The organism is Mycobacterium sp., from assembly GCF_032162605.1.
GTDB lineage: Bacteria > Actinomycetota > Actinomycetes > Mycobacteriales > Mycobacteriaceae > Mycobacterium.
On the sequence record NZ_JAVROT010000387.1, the window covers coordinates 1 to 24,014 of the forward strand.

A 24,014-nucleotide genomic window follows, 5' to 3' on the forward strand; every position below is an offset into this window, starting at 1 on the left:
CGAACACCGCCCGCACGTTCGGGAGGCGCTCACGCAGCACGGTGGCGACCATCAGCAGCCCGGAGGCGCTGCCGCAGGTGAGGCGCTGAGCGGCGCCGATGTGCGCACACACCGCGGCCCAATTGTCCAGACACCACTGCTCACGATCCGCGGAGCCGGACGCGGCGTGGGCAGTGTCGAGCATGGCGACCATCGCCGCCAACCGGCGGGCACACGCCGCGGACTCCACCCGCGACCACGCATCCACCGCAGCGGCCCCGCAACTCCCCGCGGTGCCAGCCACCAACTCATCGAACATGCTTCAAATCTAATAAGGGCATCCGACACATCCCACCCGCCAAACCCCACGCTGTGGATGAAACACGGACTGTGGACAACCCTGTCACCGCGTGCCGAAAGCGTCAGTGCCACATGCTATTTGGAAGGCCAAGAAACGACGTCTGACACCAGGCCTACCCGAGCCTGCCCCGCATGGCGTCGAACGTCGGCTGGCGGTCCCGCTCGATGTGGGCGTAGGCCACCGATTCGGCGACGCGCTCGTTTCCCGACGCGATCGCGTCGCGCAACAGCACGTGATCGTGGAACGCTTCGTCCGCCGGTAAGCCGCTGGTCAGGAAGAACAGCCAGGTGATCCGGCCCGAGATGGTCTGCATCAGCCTGACCATCAACTCGTTCGACGACGTGTCGATCACCGCTTCGTGAAACGCGGTGCTCGTCCTGGCAATCGCGTACGCGTCACCGCCTGCCACGGTGCGCTGCGCCTCGCCCAACGCGTGGTTCAACGAATCCATCGGTCCGCCGAGCGAGACCTGCCGCGCCGCATAGCGAGCCGCCCCAACTTCCAGGGAGAGGCGCACGTCGAACAGGTCGTCGATGGCCTTGGCGTCCCATTGCGCGACGACCGCGCCCCGACGCGGACGCGAGTTCACGAAGCCGTCCCGCTCCAGCAGTGGCACCGCCTCCCGCAGCGGCACCCTGGAGACGTGCAACTCCTCCCCGATGCGCTGCTCGGGAAGGCGACTTCCCTGCGGGTACTGGCCGAGGACGATCCGCTCCCGCACCGTGGAGTAGATGTGTTGGGACAGAGACTGAGTGGAGGTTTCGACCACGTCGTTACCCGGAGATGCCGAGCAACGAGAAGTTCAGCTCGTTGGCGCCGACGTTCTGGCTCTCAGGTACCCCGGTCAACCACTTCTGGGCCACGACCCAATCCTTGTTGTAGGACAGATTCAGGAAGCACCCGGTCTGCCCGTACAGGTCGCCGGCCTTGACGTAGGTGGCGGTGTCACCCGTGCCGAGTGCCTGGTCCAGCAACCCGTTCACCTCTTTCGACTCGCAGCCGAAGTAGTTGATGCCGCCGGAGGCGTCCCAAAAGACGTGTCCCCACATGTAGGGGTCGCCGCCATCGGGTCCGTTGTTGCCGTCGATGAACGCGTCGGGTCCGCTGGGCGGGTCGTTGATCCAGCCGAACACGGTCGAGGTGTCGTAGCCCTGCGCCGAGGCGGTGAGACCATCGGTCTGAAGGTTCGCGACCACGATGTTGGCCATCGACTGCGCGTTGACGTTGCCGTTGGCGTAGCCGATCACGAGCGTCTTGTTGGCACCCCCGGGCAGCGAGCCGACGTAGGACTTCAGCGCACTCCCGTCGAACGAGATGGCCTGCTTGTCGGCTCCACCGGGGATCATCCCCTTCGCGTACATGGTGGTCGCCACCTCGGAACGCTTTCCCAGCACCTGGCTCACCAAGGCGGACTGGTCGATCGACTTCAGGAATGCGACCCTCGCGTCGGCGGTCTTGAAGAACTCGTGGCTCGGATTCACCGTCACCAACGCGCCCTGCAGGGTCGGCAGGAAGTAGTTCGACACCTCGGCCTTGCCTGCGTACTTGTCCAGACTCGAGGACGGCAGCGCCGCGGCGATCGTGTCCACGGTGCCGTTGTCGAATGCCAACTCGAGCGCCGATTCGTCGGTGTAGACCGGCAATTCGACCTTCTTGAAGGGTGACTTCGGCCCCCAGTACCCGTCGTACTGGGTCAGTTCGTACTTCACCCCCGTCTGCGCGGTGGTGAGCTGGTACGGCCCGGTGCCCAGGTCGTGTGAGGACAGGTACGTCTGGGCGTCGTCGGAACCGGCGTTGGCCGCCAGGCCCGTGGGCGACTCCATCTTGGGACCGAACGGTGAGGCGAGGTAGCTGAGGAAGGCCGTGTTGGGCTTGTTCAGGGTGATCACCGCGGTGTAGTCGTCAGGCGTGGCAACGCTTTTCACGGCCTCGACCATGTACGCCGCACCGCCCTTGACTGCGATCCGGCGCTTGAACGCGACGTCGACGGCCGCGGAGGTGAACGGCGTTCCGTCGTGGAACGTGACGCCCGTGCGCAGGTGAAAGGTGTAGACGTCATGGGTGGGGTTGACCTCCCACCTCTCGGCCAGCCGGGGCGCGATCTCGACGGTGTCGGTGTTGTTCGCGTACTGGACCAGACCCTCGTACGCGTTGATCATGATCGCGGTGCCGTTGTTGGCGTAGTAGATGTCGGGGTCGGGCGGTTGGCCGATGTCACCCAGCAGACCGACGGTCAGGGTGCCGTCGGTCGGCGCAGCGGCCCCCCCGCCTCCCGTCGAGTTCGGGGTGCCCGAACTACAGCCGGCCAGGCCAAGGGTCAGTGCGGCGCAGACGGCGATCACGTTGCGCGCACGCAGCTTTCGGTCGAGCATGACGGGGCTCCTTCGGTTTTGCGGATTGGTAGTCATTCCGCGGCCACCCTCGGGTCGGCGAGCGCCTGCAGGAGGTCGACGACGACGTTGGACAACACGTAGATCGCTCCCAGCACCAACGTGACCCCGGCGATCGCCGGGAAGTCGGAGACCGGGATGGACGCGGCGAGGTAATTGCCGATGCCGGGCCAGGAGAAGACCTGCTCGACGACGACGACGCCGGCGAACATGAAGCCGAGCTGCAACCCGGACATCGACAAGGCGGGCCCGATGGCGTTGCGCACGACGTGATGGGCGACCACCTGCCACTCGGTCAGGCCCTTGGAGCGGGCCGTTCGCACGAAGTCGACGTGCAGGACGCCCAGTAGTGACGATCGGAAGACCCTGCCGATCGCCACCGCGGGCGCGATGGACAGGACGAGCGCCGGCAGCGCCAGGTGCCGCACGGCGTCGACGAACGCGTCGGCCTGACCGTGCAGCAGGGTGTCGAGCACCTGCATGCCGGTCGGACCCGGGTCCTGGAAGTCCCCGACCCCCCTTGCGGGCAACCAACCGAGCTGGCCGAAGAAGACGATGATGCCGACCAGAGCCAGGAGGAACGGCGGCGCCGCGGCCAGCAGCAGCAGAACGCCGCGGCCGATCGAGGCGCCCGGCCACCGCAGTGCGCCGGACATCGCGTACGACGCCGCCAGCACCAGCGCGACGAGGAACGCCGCGACGACGAGTTCGACGGTGGCAGGCAGGTAGGTGGCGATGTCGGCGGTGACCGCTTGCCTGGTGCGCAGCGACCGACCGAGATCTCCGGTGAAGAGTCCGCCGACGAAGTGAACGAACTGGCTGAAGACGGGGTCGTTCAGGCCGAGCCGCTGACGCTCGGCGGCGACCATCGCGGGCGACGCGTTGGCCCCGACGTACGCGCGGGCGGGGTCTCCGGGGGCGACGGACTGCAGCAGGAAGATGACGAACGACAGGATCAGCAGGATGAGCACGGCGGTCGAGAGCCGACGAATCAGGAAGGCGGACACCGCTACCTCCGGACCGGGATGAGGTTGCGGATGGCGTCGCCGCCGAGGTTCGCAATCAGACTGAGCAGCAGCACCGTGAGGCCCGGGACGCCGGGCACCCACCATTGGCTGAGCAGCTGGCTCAGCGTGCGGGCGGTGTCGGCGCCGAGCTCGGGTGCGGGTGCCCGCTGACCGAGCCCGAGGAACGACAGCGCGGCGAGCAAGAGCACGACGTTGCCGACGTCCAGGCTGGCCGTGACGATCGCCGTTGGCACCACTCCTGGCAGCAAGTGGCGTGTCAGGATCCGGGTGCGACTGACCCTGGCCAGCTTGGCGGCCTCGATGTGCGGTCGGGCGGCGAGCGCCTTGACCTCGCCGCGCAGGATGCGTGCGTAGTAGGGCCACCATACGAGCGCCACACCGATCAGCGTATTCAGCAGGCCGGATCCCAGAGCGGCGACGATGGCGATGGCGACGAGGGCTCCCGGCAGCGCCAGGAACAAGTCGGTGACGCGCATCAGCAACAGAGAGTCCACCCAGCCGCCGGTCGCGCCGGCGATCAACCCAATGGTGCCGCCGATGAGCAGCCCGCTGGCCACCACGACGAGCGCGCTGAGCCAGCTCACTTGAATGCCGATCAGGGTGCGGGACAACAGGTCTCGCCCGATTCCGTCGGTGCCGAGCAGGTGCCCCGGACTCAATGGCGGCAGGTTCAGTTTACCGACCGGTTGGATCGGGTCGTACGGGGCGAGCACCTGAGCGAAGACGGCGACGAGGGTCACCAGCACCAGCAGCCCGACCAGCGCCCACGCCATCGGCCTGCCCAGCCGGGCGCCCCCGATCGACACCGGCCGAAGCCGGCCTCTCGGCACGAAGGTCGCTGTGCTCACGAGGCAGCCCCCTCGACGATCTCGGGCACCGCGGCGAGCAGGGTGCGGGTGTACGCCTCACGCGGCTCTGCGATCACCTGCTCGGCGGGCCCCAACTCGACGACGCGGCCGGCCTGCATGACGGCGATGTGATCACCCATCAGCCGGGCGACGGCCAGATCGTGGGTGACGAACAGCACCGTCATCCCCAGCCTTGCGCGCAGGTCGCGAATGAGGGCCAGCACGCTCTTGGCCAGTGACGCATCCAGGGCGCTGGTTGGTTCGTCGCACAGCAGCACCGAGGGCGGGATCATCGTCGCGCGGGCGAGTCCGACGCGTTGACGCTGCCCGCCGGACAGCTCGCCCGGGCGGGCCTTGGCGATCTCCGGCGGCAGGTCGACGGCGGCCAGCGCCTCGGTCACTCGGTCTCGGACTTCATCGCGCGACAGCTTGAGTCCACGCAACGGCTCACCCAGCGTCTCGCCGACGGCCAGCCACGGGGTTAGCGACGAGCCTGCGTCCTGGAACACCATCTGCGGGCCACCGCTGCCCGAGAGCGTGACCGAACCGGACGTCGGCTTCTCCAGTCCGGCAACGATTCTCAGCAGGGTCGACTTGCCCGAGCCGCTCTCCCCGACAATCGCCAACGATTCTCCCGCCGCGATGTCCAGGTCGACGCCGTCGACGGCGGCGATCGTCTGCGTGCCACGTGTGAACCGACCGCGCGCCCGACGGACGGTGAACGTGCGATGCAGGTCCCGGATCCGCACGGCCGGCTCGGCGGGGTCGGCCGCCGTCTCGTCGAACCGCTCGTCACGGCGCATGGTCAGAGTCAGCCGGGACTCGAGCAACGAGCGAGTGTACTCGTGCTGGGGATGGCGCACCACGTCCGCGGCCGGGCCGAGTTCGACCAGTTCGCCGTGATGCAGCACGGCAAGGCGGTCCGCGATCTGGTCGGCGACGCCGAGGTCGTGCGTGATCAGCAGGACCGAGCAACCGAAGTCGTCGCGTAGCTCGCGCAGCAGATCCAACAGTTGCGCCTGGACGGTGACGTCGAGCGCGGTGGTCGGCTCGTCGGCCACGATCAGACCGGGACCGGTCGACTTCCCGTCGCTTCGCTCGCCCCTGCCAGCGACCGCGATCGCCGTCATCACCCGCTGGCGCAGACCGCCGGAGAGCTCGTGGGGAAGGACCCGCAGGCGCAGTTCGGCGTCGCGGACCCCGACCGTCTCCAGCAGTCGGACGGACTCGGCGTCGTCGTGGGTCACCTCGCCGATCTGTCGGCCGATCCGCATCGTCGGGTTCAGCGACGTCATCGGATCCTGGAATATCGCGCCGAGCACCTCGCGGCGCACCCGGCGCAGGTCGGCGGGCTTGGCGCGAAGCAGGTCGACCCCGCTGACGGTGACCTGGCCCTCGGTGACAGGATGCGAGTCGTGAGGGAGCAACCCGAGCAGGCTCAGGGCGAGCACGCTCTTGCCGGAGCCGGATTCGCCGACCAGACCGAGAATCTCGCCCGATTGGATCCGTAGGTCGACGTGCTTGAGGACCTGGCTGCGGACGCCGTTGCGCACCAACGACAGTGAGTAGTCGTCGATCGACGCCACGGGGGTGCTCACGGCGCCACCTCCATGGCCGCGCCCCTTGGCGGGAAGAGCTGGGGTGAATCGAGGACGGCGCGGTGTATCTCGCTCGGCGTTGTCAGCCAGACGCCGTCGGTGGCGGCGATCCTCTCGAGCGCTCGGCCGACCGCACGCAGCCGGAACGGCACACCGCTGATGAATGAGTGCAGCACGACGCTCATCACCAGTGGGTACCGAGTCGCTGCGGCGCTGAGTTCGTCGAACTCGTCGGTGATCATGTCGGCGAAGTCCCGGGCCGACGTGCTCCGACCGATCATCGTCGAGGAGTCGTTGAGCTCCGCGTTGTACGGGATCGTCAGCAAGGGGCCGGATTCCGTGCTCAGCCAGACCGGTTGATCGTCGAGGCGCAGGTCGAGTAGGTACCGGTAACCCGTGGCGGCCAACAGGCCAAGGGTGGCCGGGGTGTGACTGAGCCAGGGGCTCGACCACCCGCCGGGAGGTGCGCCCTCCGCCACCTGGATGCGCTCCGCCACCTCGGTCAGATAGGCCCGCTCGACGTCGAGCGTCATCCCGGACAGCGAATCGGAGTTGGAGCGGCCGTGCCCGACGATCTCGGCGCCAACGTCGCGGGCGGCCGCCAACACGGCCGGCGCCTCGTCGTAGACGTCGGTGTTGAGCAGGATTGTGGGCGGAATGCCAAGGCGGCCAAGCATCTCGAAGAGCCGGAAGGCGCCGACCCTGTTGCCGTAGTCCCGCCAGGCCGTGTTCACCAGGTCGGGTGCGGGCACGTCGGCCAGCACGTCCTCGCTGTGGCCGTCGCCGAATCGATAGGACTCGACGCCGACGCAGACGACGAGCGCGAGCCGGCACCCGTTCGGCCAGCTGCCGCTCGGGCGGGCCGGTAGTGGCGTGTACGGATAGTCGGCCGGGTTCGTCACTGGCTCCCCAGACTGTCGGTCAGCCAGCGGCTGAAGCCGACGTCGGTGGCGGCCGCCCGACGAACGATGTGCTGGTAGGCGCCGAACAGCTGCTCGGCGCCGCCGCGAGCGGCCCGGATCGCAGGCAGCTTGGCGGCGAACAACTCCCGCACCTCGTCGAGCAGCGCACTCTCGTCCACGCTGGTGACGTGGCCGTTCTCGGCGACCACCCGGCCAGCGACCATCGTCAGCACCACGCCGCTGCCGTCCTCGCAGTGCACCAGTTGCTCCCGCAGATCGTTGAGTGGGGTGAACGCGATGGTGTGCAGGTCCACCAGGGCCAGGTCGGCGAGCATTCCCGGCGCAACCGCGCCGAGGTCGCCCGTCCGTCGCGTCGCGCGGGCGCCGCCACGCCACAACGCGTCGAGAACTTCGGCGGCTCTTGGCCAGTCGTCGCTGTCGAGCCCAGAGACATTGTGGATCAGACCGGCGGTCTTGGCGACGGTCCACACGTTGATGGAGTCGTCGCAGATCGCCTCGTCGGTGCCGAGGGCAACCGGGATGCCGTGGTTCAGCATGGCCCGCCATCGCAGCACTCCGCTGCCGAGTCGCAGGTTGCTGACCGGGTTGTGCACCACCGTCGAGCCGGCCTCTGCGATCGCGTCGAGGTCGGCGTCGTCCACCCAAACCGCATGGATCACGTTGGTGTGGGGCTTGAGAAGTCCTGCGGCAGCCGTGTATTGCACCAGGGACCGCCCGGCGAACCGCGACTGTTCGGTCATCAGGGTGCGTTGCACCTTGGTCTCCAACATGTGCGCGTACAGCGGGAGCCCGTGGCGCTCGGCCAGGTCGTCCAGCGCGGCGAAGTAGTCCAGGCTGACGCGTTGGGGCGCCGAGATCGACACCGCCGCCCGGATCCGGTCGTCCGCAGCACCGTGCCACGTGCTGATCAGGTAGTCGTACGCCTCGAGCAGTTGCGCGGCGGGCGCGGGTGCCGGCGCGTCGAAGGCGTCGCGGGTGGTGGCGTCGAGATCGCCGATGAAGGGCAGCTTCTCAGCCTCGGTAAGCTCGGGCTGGTCCAGTGCGAGGAACGCCCGGATCCCGCTGTCGCGGTATGCCGAAGCCACTGCGTCGATGACGTCCGGGGCGGGAAAGGGCATCAGGAACGCATCGTCCTGCACGCACGTGATGCCACGTTGCAGCATCTCGATGGCGCCGAGCATGGTCCGCAGGTAGGCCTCCCGCGGGCTCGGCGTCAGGGCCGGGTCGGCGGGCGACTCGAAGAGCATGAAGAGCTCCAGCGGCAGACTGCGAACCGAGCCCTTCAGGTGGTTGGCTGGCGAGTGGAAGTGGGCGTTGATCAGGCCTGGCACCAACAGCTTTCGGCTGCCGCCCTCGACGGTGCGAGCCCCTGATGGGATGGGGAGGTCGACGCCTATCACGTCGATCCGGTCGCCGGAGACCAGAACGTCGACGGGACCAACCATCCCGTCGGCGGCCGCGGCGTCGTAGACGAACACCTGCCGGAACAGGACGGTCATGATCGCTCCAACCGATACGCCTGCAGATATGGTACGGCCTTGAACGTGTTGGCCCGTGACGTGTTCAGGCGCATTGCCACCAGGCCGGCCGCGATGCCGACGGCGGCGGCGACCCCGTCGATGACGGGCACTCCCAGTTCGCGTGACAGCGGGTCGACGAGGTCGGCGAGGCCTGCGCAGCCGAGCACGACGGCCTCGGCCCGGCCTGCCGAGATCGCCTCGCGGGCGGCTTGCGCGAACGCGTCGAGAAGGTGGGTCGAGCCGCCGACCAACTCCGCGACCGGCACGTCGACCGCGATCACGGTGCAGCGGTGCCCCAGCCCGAGTTCGCGCACGACGCGGTCGCTGTGGGCCACCGTGCGCGGAGGCAGCGTGACGACGACGAACCGATGCGCCACCAGGCACGCGGTCTGCAGCGCGGCCTCCGTCATCCCGACGACCGGACACGTGGCGACCTCGCGCGCCGCAGGCACCCCGGTGTCGCCGAAGCAGGCGACGACGAACGCGTCGGTGTCGCCCTGGTGCGATCGGACCTGCTCGAGCACCCCGACCGCGGCGATCGCCTCCTCGGCATGGCTTTCGACACCGGGCACGCCGACCGACGGGTGGACGCCCGTGACAGTCACGCCTGTGCCCGAAACCGCCTTCGCCGCAGCGGTGATCGCATCCGTCAGTTCGGCGGAGGTGTTCGGGTTGATCACGGTGATGCGCGTCATCGGCGGACTCCACTCGCCGCGGCGACGGCGGCGAGCAGGCCGCTGACGCCGGGCGCGTCTACCGCGATGCGCGCCGCGGCCGCACCGGCCGCGGCCGCGGCGTAGACGTCCCCGCTGCGCAGGTGCTCGGCCGCGAAGGCCCCGCAGAATGCGTCGCCTGCCCCCGTACTGTCCACTGGTTCGACGGCGTCGGTCGGTATCACCACGGGTTCGGGCTGCTCGGTGGTCGCCACCAGGCAGCCGGCCGCCGCACGCTTGATCACCACGACGCGGGGCCCGAGTCGCAGGAAGGCGGCGGTCGCCACGGCCGGCTCGGAACTGCCGGCCAGCGCAGCGGCTTCGACCTCACTTGGCAGGAACACATCGCAGGCGCGCACCGCGTCCAGCAGCGCGGCCTGATTGCCTGCGATGTAGTCCTCCTGCGGATCGAAGTAGATGGTCGCTGCGGTGCGGGCGCGCAGCCACGCGGCCAAGCGGAGTTGGGCGTCCAGGGCCATCGCGGACAGGAGTACGCCGGGAGCGCCCAGGACGGCGTCGGTCACGTCCGTCGGCTGCACCGAGAGCGCCTCGAAGTGTTCCTCGCCGAGAACGAGATCCCACACCCGGCCGCCGGCGTCGTCGTAACGAACGACGTTGCGCACCATGGGAAGTTTGCGCCGTGGTAGCGACCCGGGATCGGTGCCCGCTGACCGGACGGCGGACAGCAGGGCGGGGGTCGCATCGGTGCCCAGCGGTGCGAGGATCGTGGGGTTCCCGCCGGCCAGTCGGGCAGCGAGCGCGGCGAACAGCGCGTCCCCTCCGACGGATTCGACCCGCTCCCCCGTTGGGGACACGGCCTCGTCGATGGTGAGGTTGCCGATGCAGACCAGGTTCGGGGCCTCAGTCATCGGTGGCCGCCGCGGCGTAACTGCTCAGTCCCAGGTGGTAGCCGACCAGCTGAGCGGGAAGCAGGTAGAGCAGGGGCGAAAGCGGCTCGGGTACCGGCGGCAGCGTGATGACCCGGCCCGCCGAGTGGTCGAAGGCGCGCTCCCCCTCGGTGGTGACGACGTAGAGGCGACCGCCCCAGCGCAGCGCGTCCCGGCCGGTGTCGACGGCACGCGACACCGACGGGCCCGACGGCGCGAACAGGAACAGCGGCTCCCCCGCCTTCTGCGAGTTGTAGTGGTGGTACTCCTCGACCTGGATCTCGGCCGCGTGCAGGGTGGTGCACTCCTTGACCTTCGCCGCGCCCACGATCGCGGAGGCGAGATTCGGCCCGGCGCCGGAGAACAGCACGTTCTGCACGTCGGCCGCAACCTCGAACTCCGCGATGGCGGCGATCACCGGGTCGATCCGGTCCAGCACCGCGGCCATCGTGTCGGGTAGCACGTCGAAATTCGCGCGCAGTGCGGCCGCTTCGGTCGGGACACGCCGCTCTCCGACGCGAATGGCGAGTTCGAGCAGCAACGCCAGTGCCGCGGTAGACGACTGGGTCGGCCACCCGACCCGGGTCGCCTCGATCTTCAACGAGGTATTCGCCTCGGTCTGCAGGGTCGAACCGGCCGTATTGGTGATGGCAACGGTATACGATCCGCGATTCTGGGCCGTCAGGAGCGCCTCGACCGTCCGTGTGGTCTCCCCCGAGCTGGACAGCGCGATGACGGCCGTTCCCGCATCGATCAGATCGGCCTGGTAGTACGCGAACTCCAGGCTCTGCACGGCTTCGCACGGCACTGCGAGCATGCTCTGAAGCACTTGACGGGCGGCGACCATGACGGCGAGCGAATCGCCACAACCGACGAGCACGACCCGATGGACGTTCGCGACCAGTCGGTCGGCGATGGCGTCGAGAACCGTTGCGTTGACGCCCAATGTGGAGCGTATCGCCGCTGGCTGGCCGAACAGCTCCGGGCCGGTCGCTTGGACCCGCAGCCGTAGTTTCGGATCAAGTGGGTCGTTGCTCGGCAACGCGAGGATGTGGGCGCGCTCGGCGTCGGACACGCGCTGCACGACCGCCCGCTGGCGGGCATCGAGGGGGCTGGTGTCCGGATCGAGAAGCGGACTCGCGGGAACGCTCATCTGTCAAGGCACCCCATCCGTCCGTCGTGGCGCGAAGCGTTGTCAGCCTGGCAATGACCAAACGGTATACCGTTTATGTTTCTTGGGTATGACGATTCGTGGCACTCTCGTTACGTCACCGCGGGGCGGGCCGATGAGCCTGCACCGCCGCTGCGGCACGCTCGTCACCGACCGACCGCAGTCCGGCGACCACTCCGTCGATGTCGGCCTCCGGTCGGTTCTGGCTCAGTTTGAACTTGGCGTCGATGCGGCGAATCGCCACCTCGAGACCGACGATCGCGCGCAACTGTCCCTCGACGAACCGCTCCGGCGCGTCGTCGACCGACCACGGCGCCGGACGCCCCGCCTCGTGATGGTCGGTCAGTCGCCGGACGAGGTCGGCAAGCCAGACCGGATCATCGTGAATCGTCACCGTGCCGTGCACGTGAGCGACGACGTAGTTCCAGGTGGGCACGACCCGGCCGTGCTCGGCCTTGGAGGCGTACCACTCCGGCGTGACGTAGGCATCCGGCCCGCGGACGATCACCAGCGCCTCCCGCCCGTCAACACGGCGCCAGTGGTCGTTGTTGCGGGCGAAGTGGCCCTGCAGGGTGCCGCGCTCGCGGTCGTAGAAGAACGGCAGCATCGTCGCCTCCAGGCCGTCGGGGCCTGCGGTGACGAGGTCGGCCGCGCCGTGGTGTGACAGCAACTCGTGCACTGCCTCGTCGTCCGGAGCGAAGTGGGTGGGGACGTACATGGGAGGAATTCTCCTCTTCTCCCAGAGCGGATGTGCTGAGGCAACCGAACGGAATATGCTCGCGGCGATGGGCAATCACACGCAGGCCGACAGGATGACCTCTGGCAAGGGCTTCATCGCCGCCCTCGACCAGAGCGGCGGGTCGACGCCCAAGGCCTTGCGCCTCTACGGCATCGAGGACAGTTCCTACGCAGGCGATGCCGAAATGTTCGACCTGATCCACGAGATGCGCACGCGCATCGTCACGTCGCCGGTCTTCGGCGGAGACCGGATCCTCGGCGCCATCCTGTTCGAGGAGACGATGGACCGCGAGATCGGCGGAAAGCCCTCGGCGAGCTACCTCTGGGAGGACAAGGGCGTCGTGCCCTTCCTCAAGATCGACAAGGGCTTGGCCGACGCCACCGACGGGGTGCAGCTGATGAAGCCGCTGCCGGACCTCGACGACCTGTTGGCCCGCGCGGTCCGCAACGGCATCTTCGGCACCAAGGAACGCTCGGTGATCGGGGGCGCCGACGCCGTGGGCATCGCCGCGATCGTCGAACAGCAATTCGACGTTGCGCACCAGGTGCTTTCGCACGGTTTGATCCCGATCCTCGAGCCAGAGGTGACGGTCACGATCTCCGACAAGGCGCAGGCCGAGGACATCCTGCTGGACCAGATCGGCAAGCACCTCGACGGCATCCCGGAGGGTCAGCGGGTGATGCTGAAGATCTCGCTGCCAACGGTCGCGAACCACTACCGAGTGCTCATCGAGCATCCCAGGATCATGCGGGTGGTGGCCCTGTCCGGCGGATACTCGCGCGACGAAGCCGACGCGCTCCTCGCGCAGAACGCCGGCCTGATCGCGAGCTTCAGCCGCGCGCTCACCGAGGGGCTGTCCGCTCAGCAGTCCGACGAGCAGTTCGACGAAACCCTCGGCGCGGCCATTCAATCGATCTACGACGCGTCCATCGCGGGTTAGGCCTACGCGTGACGAGCGGACCCGCCGCGGCGCAGCACCTCCATGATCTGGCGCGCCTGCGTCGCGTCCGCGACCGCATCGACCGGGAGTACGCACAGCCGCTGGACGTCGAGGCGCTCGCTCGCGGCGTGAACATGTCGGCCGGCCACCTCAGTCGTCAATTCAAGATCGCCTACGGCGAGCCGCCTTACTCCTATCTGATGACTCGGCGCATCGAGCGGGCGATGGCGCTGCTGCGCCGTGGCGACCTCAGCGTCACCGAGGTCTGCTTCGCGGTCGGCTGCTCGTCGCTCGGCACCTTCAGCACCCGCTTCACCGAGCTGGTCGGTTTGCCGCCGAGCACCTATCGCGACCAGACGGCCGGCGCCAAGGCCGGATTGCCATCGTGCATGGAGAAGCAGGTGACCAAACCGATCAGGAATCGAGAAGCGTCCGCCGCCGGGCTGCACCTACCGTGACCGACATGGACATCACGATTCACAACACCTTCCTCCCGCACGACGATCCGGAAGCCTCCCTGGCCTTCTACCGCGACGTCCTTGGCTTCGAGGTCCGCCTCGACGTCGGAGGCGGCAAGATGCGCTGGATCACGGTCGGCCCGCCGAACCAGCCCGCCACGTCGATCGTCCTGCATCCGCCTGCCGCCGACCCGGGCATCACCGACGACGAGCGACGCCTCATCGCCGAGATGATGGCCAAGGGCACCTTCGCGATCATCGTGCTGGCTACCAAGGACCTCGACGGCACCTTCGAGCGGCTGCAGGCCGGCGACACCGAAATCGTCCAGGAGCCGATCGACCAGCCGTACGGGGTGCGCGACTGCGCAGTCCGTGATCCGGCGGGCACCATGATCCGCATCCAGGAGGTGCGCTGACCACGATGACGAAGAAGACCGACGCCACACCCCACGTCGCCGACGCCCATGACCTGATCCGCGTTCGGGGTGCGCGCGAGAACAACCTCAAGGATGTCAGCGTCGAATTGCCCAAGCGCAGGTTGACGGTGTTCACCGGGGTGTCCGGCTCGGGCAAGAGCTCGCTGGTGTTCAACACGATCGCCGCCGAGTCGCAGCGGATGATCAACGAGACCTACAGCGCGTTCGTCCAGGGCTTCATGCCGACGCTGGCGCGGCCGGACGTCGATCTGCTGGACGGGCTGACGACCGCGATCATCATCGACCAGCAGCGCATGGGTGCCGACCCACGTTCCACGGTCGGCACGGCCACCGACACGGGCGCGATGCTGCGCATCCTCTTCAGCAGGCTCGGAAGGCCGAACATCGGTTCACCGCAGGCATTCTCGTTCAACGTCGCCTCGATCAGCGGAGCGGGTGCCGTCACCGTGGAACGCGGCGGGAAGACCGTGAAGGAGCGGCGCAGCTTCAACGTCGTCGGCGGCATGTGCCCACGCTGCGAGGGGCGGGGGTCGGTCAGCGACATCGACCTCACCGCTCTCTACGACGACGGCAAGTCACTGAACGAAGCCGCGATCACGATCCCCGGCTACAGCATGGACGGCTGGTACGGCCGCATCTTCCGCGGCTGCGGCTACTTCGACCCAGACAAGCCGATCAACGAGTTCACCAAGAAGGAGCTCAACGATCTGCTCCACCGGGAGCCCACCAAGATCCAGGTCGACGGCATCAACCTGACCTACGCGGGTCTGATCCCTCAGATGCAGAAGTCGTTCCTGTCCAAGGACGTCGAGGCGCTGCAGCCGCACATCCGGGCGTTCGTGGAGCGCGCAGTGACGTTCGCGGTCTGCCCCGAGTGCTACGGCACCCGCCTGACGGAGGCGGCGCGGTCGTCGAAGATCCAGAAGGTCAACATCGCCGACGCCTGCGCGATGCAGATCAGCGATCTCGCCGAGTGGGTGAAGGGACTGGACGACGAGTCCGTCGCGCCGCTGCTGACCGCGTTGAATCACACGTTGTACTCGTTCGTAGAGATCGGGCTGGGCTACCTCTCCCTCGACCGGCCCTCAGGCACGCTCTCGGGTGGAGAAGCCCAGCGCGTCAAGATGATTCGCCACCTCGGGTCGTCCCTGACCGATGTCACCTATGTCTTCGACGAGCCGACGATCGGCCTGCACCCGCACGACATCGCGCGGATGAACGACCTGCTCCTGCGGCTCCGCGACAAGGGCAACACGCTGCTCGTCGTGGAGCACAAGCCCGAGACGATCGGGATCGCCGACCACGTCGTCGACCTCGGTCCCGGCGCCGGTACCGCCGGTGGCGAAGTGGTCTTCGAGGGAACGTTCGACGAGCTGCGGGCCAGCGGCACACTCACCGGCCGCCACCTCGACGACCGGATCGCGCTGAAGGATACGGTGCGAACGTCATCGGAGGTGCTGTCGGTGCGCGGAGCCAGCGCTAACAATCTGCAGGACGTCGACGTCGACATTCCCCTCGGCATCCTGGTCGTCCTCACCGGGGTGGCGGGGTCGGGCAAGAGCTCGCTGATCGACGGTTCGGTGGCGGGGCTCGACGGTGTGGTTTCAGTGGACCAGGCCCCGATCCGTGGCTCGCGACGAAGCAATCCGGCGACCTACACCGGCCTGCTCGACCCGATCCGCAAGGCGTTCGCGAAGGCCAACGACGTGAAGCCGGCGTTGTTCAGCTCGAATTCCGAAGGGGCATGCCCCAATTGCAACGGCGCCGGCGTCGTGTACACCGATCTGGCGATGATGGCAGGTGTCGCCACCACCTGCGAGGTGTGCGAGGGCAAGCGGTTCGATGCCTCGGTATTGGAATACGAGTTCGGTGGACGCGACATAAGCGAGGTGCTCGCGATGCCGGTGACCGAGGCGCTGGCGTTCTTCGGTGAGGGAGATGCGAGCACGCCGGCCGCACACCGAATCGTCGACCGGCTCAACGACGTCGGGCTCGGCTATCTGAGCCTGGGCCAGCCGCTCACCACTCTGTCCGGCGGTGAGCGCCAACGGCTGAAGCTCGCCACCCGCCTTGGCGACAAGGGTGCCGACAACGGGCAGGTTCTGGTCCTCGACGAGCCGACCACCGGCCTGCACCTGGCCGACGTCGAGCATCTGCTGGCGCTGCTCGACCGCCTCGTCGACGCAGGCAAGTCGGTCATCGTCGTCGAGCACCACCAGGCCGTCATGGCGCACGCCGACTGGATCATCGATCTGGGTCCTGGCGCCGGCCATGACGGCGGCCGGATCGTCTTCGAGGGCACCCCGGCCGACATCGTCGCCGATCGCTCAACTCTCACCGGCGAGCACCTCGCCGCCTACGTGGAGTAGTACATCGACGCCCCGGGGTCGTAGCGCTGCCGAACGGCGTCGAGCCGCTGCAAATTGTCGCCGAAGAGTGGATCACCGCCATCAGCAAGAACTACCGGCGCAGCGTCAACACCCAGATCATCATCTGCGCCCACGTCCGCCGGGTCGTTGCCGTGGGCCGCTGCTGGCCCGGCAACCGCAACGACGTCGTCGTCGCCCGCGCAACCGTCGCGCACCTTCTCACCTGCCACGGAATCCTCGGCGACGGCGGCTATCTCGGCATCACCACCCCCGACGCGACCACACAGGCCGGATCATCCACGACGAGCACTACCGAACGCACCGTCGGATCAGGGCCCGCGTCGAGCACGTCCTCGCCCGGCTCAAAGACTGGCAAGTCCTCCGACAATGCCGCCGCCGCGGCGAGGCCATCAACCACAACCTCCACATCATCGCCGGACTCTGGAACCTCAAGACCCACAAACCATTACGAGTCAACTCTAGGGCCAGGTGCTTGGGTCGCGTACGGCCGTCACCACCGCAGCGATGGCGTCGATCACCAGATCTGGCTGATCCTGATGGATGTCGTGCCCGCTCTCGGTAGCGACTTGCAGACGGGCGTCGGGAACCAGGCTGGCGATGTCGCGTTGCGAGTCGAGCATGACTCCCTCCATCTCGTCGGTCGGCCAGCCGTCAATAGGCGCATCGAACGGAATGCCGTGGGCCAGAACGACCATCGGCATCGGAGGAAGCGGCGCATCCTTGCGCGCCTGTCGCACCTCGCTGACACTGGCAGTGTCGGCCAGCGGCGCTGTGAACAAGCGCTCGGCCTCCGGATAGGCTGCCAGCAGCTCGCCGTTGTCCACGGTGCCCGCCTCGAACTTCGCATACTGCGCGGGGGTCAACACCTTCTTGAAGTCACGCCAGACGTTCTCGTTGGTCGTGTCGATCAGGACCATTCCCGCCACCTCGGCCGGGTAGGTGCTGGCGTAGAGCCGGGCGACGAGGCCGCCTGCGGAATGCGCCGCCAGGACGTAGGGTCCCGGGATCTCGGCGGCCACCAGGAGCGCGTGCAGATCGGCCGTCAACTCCCGGGTGGTGCGCGGCTGGGGAACGGGATCGCTACGACTCGGATAGAAGTCGGGACCGTCGGGGTCCAGTTCGGGATTGACCACGCCTAGCGTTCCGGGACGGTCGTAGGCACAGACGCGGGTGAAGGAGGCCACCCCCTGCTGGACCATGGTCCGCTCACCGGGTGGGCGCAGAGCGTCGCGGCTCCAGACGTCCCCGCGGCCGTCCAGGCCCGCCTCGAGGATGACCGTGGGACTGCCCTGCCCACGGCAGTCCAGATAGAGCGATCGGCCACCGATGTCCACGAGTCCGGAGAAGTCACCAGACGCTGGGGACGCCGCCGCCTCCGGCGCAGGACCCGCGGCGAGCGTGCCGGTGACGGCGACCAGGGTGGCCCAGGACAGCGCCGAGAGCAGGAGGAGACCTTTCATGCCCATCCTCCCCACCGAGAGAATCGCTCGCTGACATCGGTAGACGTAGAAGCCAGTACTCTACGTCCGTGAATGCGATCGATCCGGAGAAGCTCAGCATGTGCCTACAGGTGCTGTCCGAGATCGAGTCGCTGCCTCCCGAGCACCCCGATGCCGTGGCCGTGCGCCGGGCCACCGCGGGTCTCTGGAAGTCGGTCAAGATGGCGCGCCGCCACGCCAAGCGGGACGCGGTCGCGGCTGCCGACCACGCCGTCACGGCGGCCACCGCGACCGGTGCCCCCGGGCGCATCGACGACGAGACGCAGGGATTGCCGCTGGTTTCCATGGCCGCCGGCGCGATCGCAGGCACTCTGCTCCGCTCGCGGGCCTGCTACATGTGCAAGAACCGGTACACGGTGGTCGACGCGTTCTACCACCAGCTATGTCCCGGGTGCGCGACGTTCAACCAGGTCAAGCGCGATGCGCGCACCGACCTCACCGGCCGCAGCGCCCTTCTGACCGGCGGCCGCGCCAAGATCGGCATGTACATCGCCCTGCGGCTGCTCCGCGACGGCGCGCACACGACCATCACGACCCGTTTTCCGAACGACGCCGTGCGCCGCTTCGCCGCGATGCCCGACAGCGCCGACTGGCTGCACCGACTGCGCGTCGTGGGCATCGATCTCCGCGACCCGGCTCAGGTCGTCGCACTTGCCGACACCATGGCCGAGCAGGGCCCGCTGGACATCCTGATCAACAACGCGGCCCAGACGGTGCGCCGCTCGCCCGGTTCCTATGCGGCGCTCGTCGAGGCGGAGCGAACGCCACCGCCGGAGCTCGTGGACGTGATCACGTTCGACCACGTCAGCGACGCCCACCCGGCCGCGCTCGCCGGGAGCCTGGCCGAGCACCAGACACCGCACGCACCGTCATTTCCCGGGTCGCTTCGCTCTCCCCCGCAAGCGGGGGGACCCCCAGCACCGGTGACCACGCTGGCGCTGGCCGCCCGTAGCGCGTCCCCCGACCGGATCGCCGCAGGTACCGCCATCGACGCGGGTGGTCTGCTGCCCGACACGGCCTCGGTGAACAGCTGGACCCAGCGCGTGCACGAGGTCGATGCGATTGAGCTGCTCGAGGTGCAGCTCTGCAACCAGACGGCGCCGTTCATCCTCGTCAGCCGGTTGCGCCCGGCGATGGCCGCATCGTCGGCACGCCGCAAGTACGTCGTGAACGTCTCCGCCATGGAGGGTCAGTTCAGCCGGGCGTACAAGGGCGCCGGGCATCCGCACACGAACATGGCGAAGGCCGCACTGAACATGCTCACCCGGACCAGCGCGGGCGAGATGCTGGAGCAGGACGGCATCCTCATGACCGCCGTCGACACCGGCTGGATCACCGACGAGCGCCCGCACCCGACCAAGATGCGGCTCGCCGACGAAGGTTTCCACGCCCCGCTCGACCTCGTCGACGGCGCCGCCCGCGTGTATGACCCGATCGTGCGCGGGGAGGCCGGCGTGGACGTGTACGGCTGCTTCTTGAAGGACTACTCGCCGAGCAACTGGTAGTTCCCCGTGACCGAAGGCGACGGCTCGCCCATCCCCACACGTCGGCGCCACGTCGTCCGACTGATCCTTTTCGCGGCGTTCCTGCTCGGGCTGTTCTACCTCGTCGCCGTCATCCGGATCGTCGACGTCGACGACGTCCGACGCGTCGTCGCGGCCACGGGGCCTGCCGCGCCACTGACCTACGTCGTGGTGTCAGCGGCCCTCGGCGCGATCTTCGTGCCGGGCCCGATTTTGGCGGCGGGCAGCGGGGTGCTTTTCGGACCCCTGCTCGGCACCTTCGTCACGCTGGGCTCTGCGGTCGGCACCGCGAGCATCACCAGCCTCATCGGCAGGCGCGCAGGCCGGGACAGCGCGCGGAGCCTGCTCGGAAACGAGCGCGCCGACCGTCTCGACCGCCAGGTTCAGCGGCGTGGGCTGTGGGCAGTCGTCGGCCAGCGGTTCATCCCCGGCGTCTCGGATGCACTCGCGTCCTACGGGTTCGGCGCGTTCGGAGTTCCGTTGTGGCAGATGGCGATCGGAGCGTTCATCGGGTCGGCGCCAAGAGCCTTTGTCTACACCGCGTTGGGCGCGTCGATCGGCGATCTGTCCGCGCCCCTCGCCTATTCTGCGATCGCAGTGTGGTGCGTGACCGCCGTGATCGGGGCCTTCGCCGCGCATCGTGGATACCGGGCGTGGCGTAAACGGCCGGGCGACGCGGAGCGCTGAATCCGGGCAGTTGCGGAATCCGCGGTACGAGCGGCCATGCCTGGTTCAATTGACGAGTCGGACCAGTTCACCGTGCCCAAGACTTTGCTGAACGGGGCCTCGGCAACCGAATCCGTCGCCCCATGCCCGCGCCAAGCAGGAAAAACGCATTTTCGGGCAAGCAAGGAGTCGTAATTGCGCCTCTATAAGAGTTTTTCGAGTGCTGCGATTTCCCGCCTGGATGCGCGGATCACGTTGTACCTTCCCCTTACGTCGAGCTCACGGCGCACCGCTTAGGCGTGCGTGTGGCCTTGGCAGCGGATCAGTTGCGCACTTCGATCCGAGGAGATGACGATGGCGCCAATGGGCACGAGCCGCCGGTACCGTCCAGATCCCGCACGCGTCGGTCTCGACGAACGTTGGGGTCCCGCCACGGCGAGCGCGACGATGACGACGAATCCGGTGGTGGTCTCGGTTCGCGGCGAGATCGACGCGAGCAACGGCGTGGCCCTGGCCGGCTATGTCGAACGACACGCCGGCATCGCCACAACCTTGATCCTCGACCTGAGCGCGCTCGGATTCTTCGGTACCGCGGGCCTCACCGCCCTGCGGCGCATCGACCTGTGCTGCGACCGCATCGGGTGGATGCTCGTTTCCAGCCCCGCGGTACGACGTGCCCTTCGGGCCTGCCACGCAGAAGACCTCCCGCAGGCGGAGAGCGTGGCGGTGGCGCTGCGGGCACTCAGCAGATACCACGTCGTGGCCGGCTCGGCGTTGGGCGACGAGTACGCGCCTGACGTCGTATCTGCGGGACTGTCGTAGCACCTCAACCCCGGACCAACGGATCGGCAAGGTCGACGAGTCCGGCCATTCGATCGGCTACTACCTGTCCGCACGCGACCGTATGATCGCCGCGACTACCAAGGAGGGTCCATGCCGGAATCTGCCGACCTGATCGCCATCGTCCGCACTGGCGAAGGCGCCTCGGCGGTATGGCACGTCGACGTCGCGCCCTCGACTCCCTTGATGCGCCTGTGTGGGGCCTGGGTCACCGACGACGTCGACGTGTTGCGCAACGTAGTCGCCGCCCGGATCGTCTTGCCCTTCGGCGGACATTCGGAGGATGCAGCCACGGACTTCGCGAGCTCCGCGGCCGGAGTCGTCGACCTGAACGTCACGTTGAACCTGATCAGCGAGGTCATCGCGACACTCGACGACAAGCACCGTGCTTCCAAGACCGCCGCCGGTAATGCACGCGCCCCGATCAGATGGCCGGAGTTGCCCGAACCTCTTGACTGGACGGCGTTGCCTGCTGCGCCCCGCGGTGTGAACCTCGAACCGTTCGTGGCCGAGATGATCGCCGTGGCCCGTTGGGTGGCCGACCTGGCGGAAGCGTGGTCGAGCGTCGAGACGGCTCGGACGTCCAGGGAGCACCTCGCCGCCGGCGACGTGACACCTCGACTGCTACCCGTCGCGGTGCCCTCAGCGCGCTAGCCGTACCTGCCTCCCGCCGACCCAGACCAGAAATTCGTCAGCGCAGAAAACGGGTTTTCCGAACTCGTGGGCCTTGCCCGCCTTGCCGGACTGACTGCCGACCTCAGCGGTCACCAGGACGTCGCATCTCGTCCTCGTCACAGACCTGACCGGTGTGAGTCCCGCAGCCGTGGCGATGTCCTCGATCTCGTCTCGCGACAGGACCCGCCCTGCGGCGTTCTTCGCCGTACCGGTGAAGCAGACGCGTGCGCCCGGTACGAGAACCGAGGTGATGTCGGAACCATTGAGCGCCAATTCGATTGATGTGTCCACGATCTCGATGCCCAAAAGCTTCTCGGCTTCTCGGAGACGTGCCATCGACTCTTCGGTCAGTCTGACGCGCGACGCCGCGGTCCGTAACTGTCCAGCCACCGAATGCCGCGCCGCAGCGATCCACGAAGTATCCGTGACCGATTCGCGAGCCAAGACGTCCACTGCGGTGGCCTCTCCGAGCAACACCGGCCCGACGATGCGACTGACCTCGAGCAGAGCGGACAGCGCGGGGAGGTGGACCGATACGGGTGTCGGGATGTCGCGACTGCGACTGACCAGAAGGCCACCCAACGTTTCGGATGGCTCGGGTTCGACGAACGCCGTCGACGCCGGCTCAGCGAAACCCGAACTGGTGATGGCATTCAGGACGGCAAGGGCTCGTCCGTGGGCGGTGCCACCGGACAGCGCGCGCCAGTACTCCGGTTCGAGCGCCGCGAGGGGCATGTCCATCCCCAACGGCATCGGCGTGACCTGACCAAGACGCTTCAGTTCGAAGTCGATGAGGCCCAGCGTCTCGTCGATCCCAACACCAACGGGCGTGCAGCCCGCCAGCATGGGCGCGATGACACCCCACGCTTCGAGGAGTGTCGGAGCCAGGAGGACGTCGCACGCCGTGATGCCATAGGCGTGTCGCGCGTCGGCGAGGTCGCTTTGGGGATTGATGACGGTGCTCACAGCCGTGCCGTCGTCGAATGCGACGGCGAGCTCGACGGGCCTCGGCCGTGACATTCGCCCCTCGTCTCCCACGGTCAAGATGGCGAACGCGCACAGGTGGCGGATCTGTTCCGATGAAACGGACGCGTTCAGGAAACGGGCGATGCGCCGATCCGTCTTGAGGTCCTTGGGCAGGACCGGTCGCGTGAGCACCAGCCCGCTCATCGACGTGCACCGGCTCAGTGCGACGTAGAGCTGGCCGAACGAGAAGGTACCGCCGGTGAGGTCGACGACCAGGCGCTCCAAGGTCTGGCCCTGGCTCTTGTGGATCGTGATCGCCCAGGCCAATTTGAAGGGCAGTTGGGTGAACGAACCGACGACCTCGTGCCGCAACGACCCGCCCTGTATCACCGGCCGCGTCGCCTCCCACGTGTACGGGCTGACCTCTTCGATGTCCCCGTTGGTGAACTCGACCGTGACGATGATCCGGTCGGCGTCGCTGATGCCGGTGATGCGCCCGATCGTGCCGTTGACCCATCGATCGGCTTGATCGTTGTTGAGCATCATGACCTGGGCGCCGACCTTGAAACGCAGTTCCTCGTCGACGGGAGGTTCGAACAACGTGAGGTCACCGGACTGCCGTGCGCGGTATATCATTTCGTCGCCGGGCAGCCGTTCCAGGTGCTGCCGGTTGCGGGCTGACACGATTCTGTTCGTCGGCGCCAGCGTGAGCCAGAATTCGTCTTCGGGCGGTACGAAGTCGGGATCGGTGCGGGCATTGAGCTGGTCGTGTGCATGCCCTACCAACACGCCTTCGCGGACGTCGTTGAGGATCGAGGTCATCCGGTCATCGCCGAGCTGACGGAACACCGTCGTCAATGCGATGGTCGGAAAGTCGTCACGCTGGAAGGTGTCCGCCGAGAAGAAGTACGGGGTCTTGTATCGAGTCGCGAAATAGTTCGCTTCGGCCTCGGTCACCACCGGCGGCAACTGATGGAGATCGCCCACCAACACGATCTGCACACCGCCGAAGGGTTCTCCAGGCTTGGGACCGAACCGTTCGAGCGCTGCGGCGAGCATGTCGAACAGATCGGCTCGGACCATCGATGCTTCGTCGATGATCAGGGTGTCGAGGACGGCGAGTGTCTTCACGAACCGCATGGGGCGGTAGTCACCGGTGCGAACGTCGTCCAGCGTCGTCGTCGCGCGGAAGCTGAACAGGCGGTGGATGGTGTAGCCCTCGACGTTGAGCGCTGCGATCCCGGTCGGTGCGACGACGACGACGTTGCGGTCCGTCGAGGACATGAAAAGGCGGATCAACGTGGACTTGCCAGTGCCCGCCTTGCCCGTCAAGAAGACGTGCCGGCCCCCAGCGAGCAGCGCGAGCGCCTCCGCAAACCCTTCGGTTGGGACCAAGTCACCTTCAAACACGGAAGTACCTGTCTCAGACACTGTTTCGATACTTGGCCTGGTCGCCGAGACGC

The 24,014-nt window shown here is 67.6% G+C and carries 24 protein-coding genes; 8 read left to right on the plus strand and 16 right to left on the minus strand.

Annotation, left to right across the window (positions count from 1 at the left end; all coding sequences use genetic code 11):
* The 12 genes from QOI01_RS22020 to QOI01_RS22075 form a co-directional block, all read right to left on the minus strand.
* The coding region (locus QOI01_RS22020; protein WP_526384702.1) for a DUF222 domain-containing protein at positions 1-298 on the minus strand (298 nt) is incomplete at its 3' end.
* A gap of 154 nt (positions 299-452) precedes the next feature.
* Positions 453-1,109, minus strand: coding sequence for a GntR family transcriptional regulator (locus QOI01_RS22025; protein WP_526384704.1), 657 nt, complete (start codon positions 1,107-1,109; stop codon positions 453-455).
* Positions 1,110-1,113: 4 nt separating this feature from the next.
* Positions 1,114-2,712, minus strand: a complete 1,599-nt coding sequence (locus tag QOI01_RS22030) for an ABC transporter substrate-binding protein (protein WP_526384706.1) — start codon at positions 2,710-2,712, stop codon at positions 1,114-1,116.
* Positions 2,713-2,744: 32 nt separating this feature from the next.
* Complete coding sequence (locus tag QOI01_RS22035; protein ID WP_526384708.1) at positions 2,745-3,737, minus strand: ABC transporter permease; 993 nt, start codon at positions 3,735-3,737, stop codon at positions 2,745-2,747.
* Between the two features lie 2 nt (positions 3,738-3,739).
* Entirely contained in the window at positions 3,740-4,606 is an 867-nt protein-coding gene (locus QOI01_RS22040) for an ABC transporter permease (RefSeq protein ID WP_526384710.1), read from the minus strand.
* Positions 4,603-6,204 (minus strand): ATP-binding cassette domain-containing protein, encoded by a 1,602-nt coding sequence (locus QOI01_RS22045; protein WP_526384712.1) that lies wholly within the window; start codon positions 6,202-6,204, stop codon positions 4,603-4,605. The genes QOI01_RS22040 and QOI01_RS22045 overlap by 4 nt, the downstream gene beginning before the upstream one ends.
* Positions 6,201-7,106, minus strand: a complete 906-nt coding sequence (locus QOI01_RS22050) for a polysaccharide deacetylase family protein (protein WP_526384714.1) — start codon at positions 7,104-7,106, stop codon at positions 6,201-6,203. The genes QOI01_RS22045 and QOI01_RS22050 overlap by 4 nt, the downstream gene beginning before the upstream one ends.
* On the minus strand, positions 7,103-8,626 hold the full coding sequence (locus tag QOI01_RS22055; protein WP_526384716.1) for an amidohydrolase family protein: 1,524 nt from the start codon (positions 8,624-8,626) through the stop codon (positions 7,103-7,105). The genes QOI01_RS22050 and QOI01_RS22055 overlap by 4 nt, the downstream gene beginning before the upstream one ends.
* Complete coding sequence (locus QOI01_RS22060; protein WP_526384718.1) at positions 8,623-9,342, minus strand: aspartate/glutamate racemase family protein; 720 nt, start codon at positions 9,340-9,342, stop codon at positions 8,623-8,625. The genes QOI01_RS22055 and QOI01_RS22060 overlap by 4 nt, the downstream gene beginning before the upstream one ends.
* Entirely contained in the window at positions 9,339-10,229 is an 891-nt protein-coding gene (locus QOI01_RS22065) for a carbohydrate kinase family protein (RefSeq protein WP_526384720.1), read from the minus strand. The genes QOI01_RS22060 and QOI01_RS22065 overlap by 4 nt, the downstream gene beginning before the upstream one ends.
* Positions 10,222-11,400 carry an SIS domain-containing protein gene (locus tag QOI01_RS22070; RefSeq protein ID WP_526384722.1) on the minus strand — a complete coding sequence of 393 codons (1,179 nt, stop codon included), beginning with the start codon at positions 11,398-11,400 and terminating at the stop codon, positions 10,222-10,224. Before QOI01_RS22070 ends, QOI01_RS22065 begins: the two co-directional genes overlap by 8 nt.
* A gap of 115 nt (positions 11,401-11,515) precedes the next feature.
* On the minus strand, positions 11,516-12,136 hold the full coding sequence (locus QOI01_RS22075; RefSeq protein ID WP_526384724.1) for an FMN-binding negative transcriptional regulator: 621 nt from the start codon (positions 12,134-12,136) through the stop codon (positions 11,516-11,518).
* Between the two features lie 67 nt (positions 12,137-12,203).
* Between QOI01_RS22075 and QOI01_RS22080 the strand changes: the two genes are divergently transcribed.
* From QOI01_RS22080 to QOI01_RS22095, 4 genes are read left to right on the plus strand one after another with little or no spacing between them, the layout of a single operon-like run.
* Positions 12,204-13,097, plus strand: a complete 894-nt coding sequence (locus QOI01_RS22080; RefSeq protein WP_526384726.1) for a fructose bisphosphate aldolase — start codon at positions 12,204-12,206, stop codon at positions 13,095-13,097.
* A gap of 8 nt (positions 13,098-13,105) precedes the next feature.
* Positions 13,106-13,555 (plus strand): helix-turn-helix transcriptional regulator, encoded by a 450-nt coding sequence (locus QOI01_RS22085; RefSeq protein WP_526384728.1) that lies wholly within the window; start codon positions 13,106-13,108, stop codon positions 13,553-13,555.
* A gap of 5 nt (positions 13,556-13,560) precedes the next feature.
* Positions 13,561-13,971, plus strand: a complete 411-nt coding sequence (locus tag QOI01_RS22090; RefSeq protein WP_526384730.1) for a VOC family protein — start codon at positions 13,561-13,563, stop codon at positions 13,969-13,971.
* Positions 13,972-13,976: 5 nt separating this feature from the next.
* A complete protein-coding gene (locus QOI01_RS22095; protein WP_526384732.1) occupies positions 13,977-16,361 on the plus strand; it encodes an ATP-binding cassette domain-containing protein in 2,385 nt (794 codons plus the stop codon).
* Here the strand turns inward: QOI01_RS22095 and QOI01_RS22100 are convergent.
* The 3 genes from QOI01_RS22100 to QOI01_RS22110 form a co-directional block, all read right to left on the minus strand.
* Positions 16,349-16,591 carry a hypothetical protein gene (locus QOI01_RS22100; protein ID WP_526384734.1) on the minus strand — a complete coding sequence of 81 codons (243 nt, stop codon included), beginning with the start codon at positions 16,589-16,591 and terminating at the stop codon, positions 16,349-16,351. The genes QOI01_RS22095 and QOI01_RS22100 overlap by 13 nt on opposite strands.
* A gap of 20 nt (positions 16,592-16,611) precedes the next feature.
* Positions 16,612-16,779 carry a hypothetical protein gene (locus tag QOI01_RS22105; protein WP_526384736.1) on the minus strand — a complete coding sequence of 56 codons (168 nt, stop codon included), beginning with the start codon at positions 16,777-16,779 and terminating at the stop codon, positions 16,612-16,614.
* A gap of 61 nt (positions 16,780-16,840) precedes the next feature.
* The gene (locus tag QOI01_RS22110; protein ID WP_526384738.1) at positions 16,841-17,842 is read right to left on the minus strand and encodes an alpha/beta fold hydrolase; all 1,002 of its coding nucleotides are present in this window, start codon (positions 17,840-17,842) and stop codon (positions 16,841-16,843) included.
* 68 nt (positions 17,843-17,910) lie between these two features.
* On the opposite strand from QOI01_RS22110, the gene QOI01_RS22115 reads away from it, so the two are divergent.
* The 4 genes from QOI01_RS22115 (at position 17,911) to QOI01_RS22130 (ending at position 21,564) form a co-directional block, all read left to right on the plus strand.
* Positions 17,911-19,386 (plus strand): SDR family NAD(P)-dependent oxidoreductase, encoded by a 1,476-nt coding sequence (locus tag QOI01_RS22115; protein ID WP_526384740.1) that lies wholly within the window; start codon positions 17,911-17,913, stop codon positions 19,384-19,386.
* 6 nt (positions 19,387-19,392) lie between these two features.
* Positions 19,393-20,091, plus strand: a complete 699-nt coding sequence (locus tag QOI01_RS22120; protein ID WP_526384742.1) for a TVP38/TMEM64 family protein — start codon at positions 19,393-19,395, stop codon at positions 20,089-20,091.
* Between the two features lie 342 nt (positions 20,092-20,433).
* Positions 20,434-20,892 (plus strand): STAS domain-containing protein, encoded by a 459-nt coding sequence (locus tag QOI01_RS22125; protein WP_526384744.1) that lies wholly within the window; start codon positions 20,434-20,436, stop codon positions 20,890-20,892.
* Between the two features lie 111 nt (positions 20,893-21,003).
* Positions 21,004-21,564, plus strand: a complete 561-nt coding sequence (locus QOI01_RS22130) for a hypothetical protein (protein ID WP_526384746.1) — start codon at positions 21,004-21,006, stop codon at positions 21,562-21,564.
* Here the strand turns inward: QOI01_RS22130 and QOI01_RS22135 are convergent.
* Positions 21,553-23,946, minus strand: a complete 2,394-nt coding sequence (locus QOI01_RS22135) for an AAA family ATPase (RefSeq protein ID WP_526384748.1) — start codon at positions 23,944-23,946, stop codon at positions 21,553-21,555. The genes QOI01_RS22130 and QOI01_RS22135 overlap by 12 nt on opposite strands.
* Positions 23,947-24,014 lie beyond the last annotated feature (68 nt).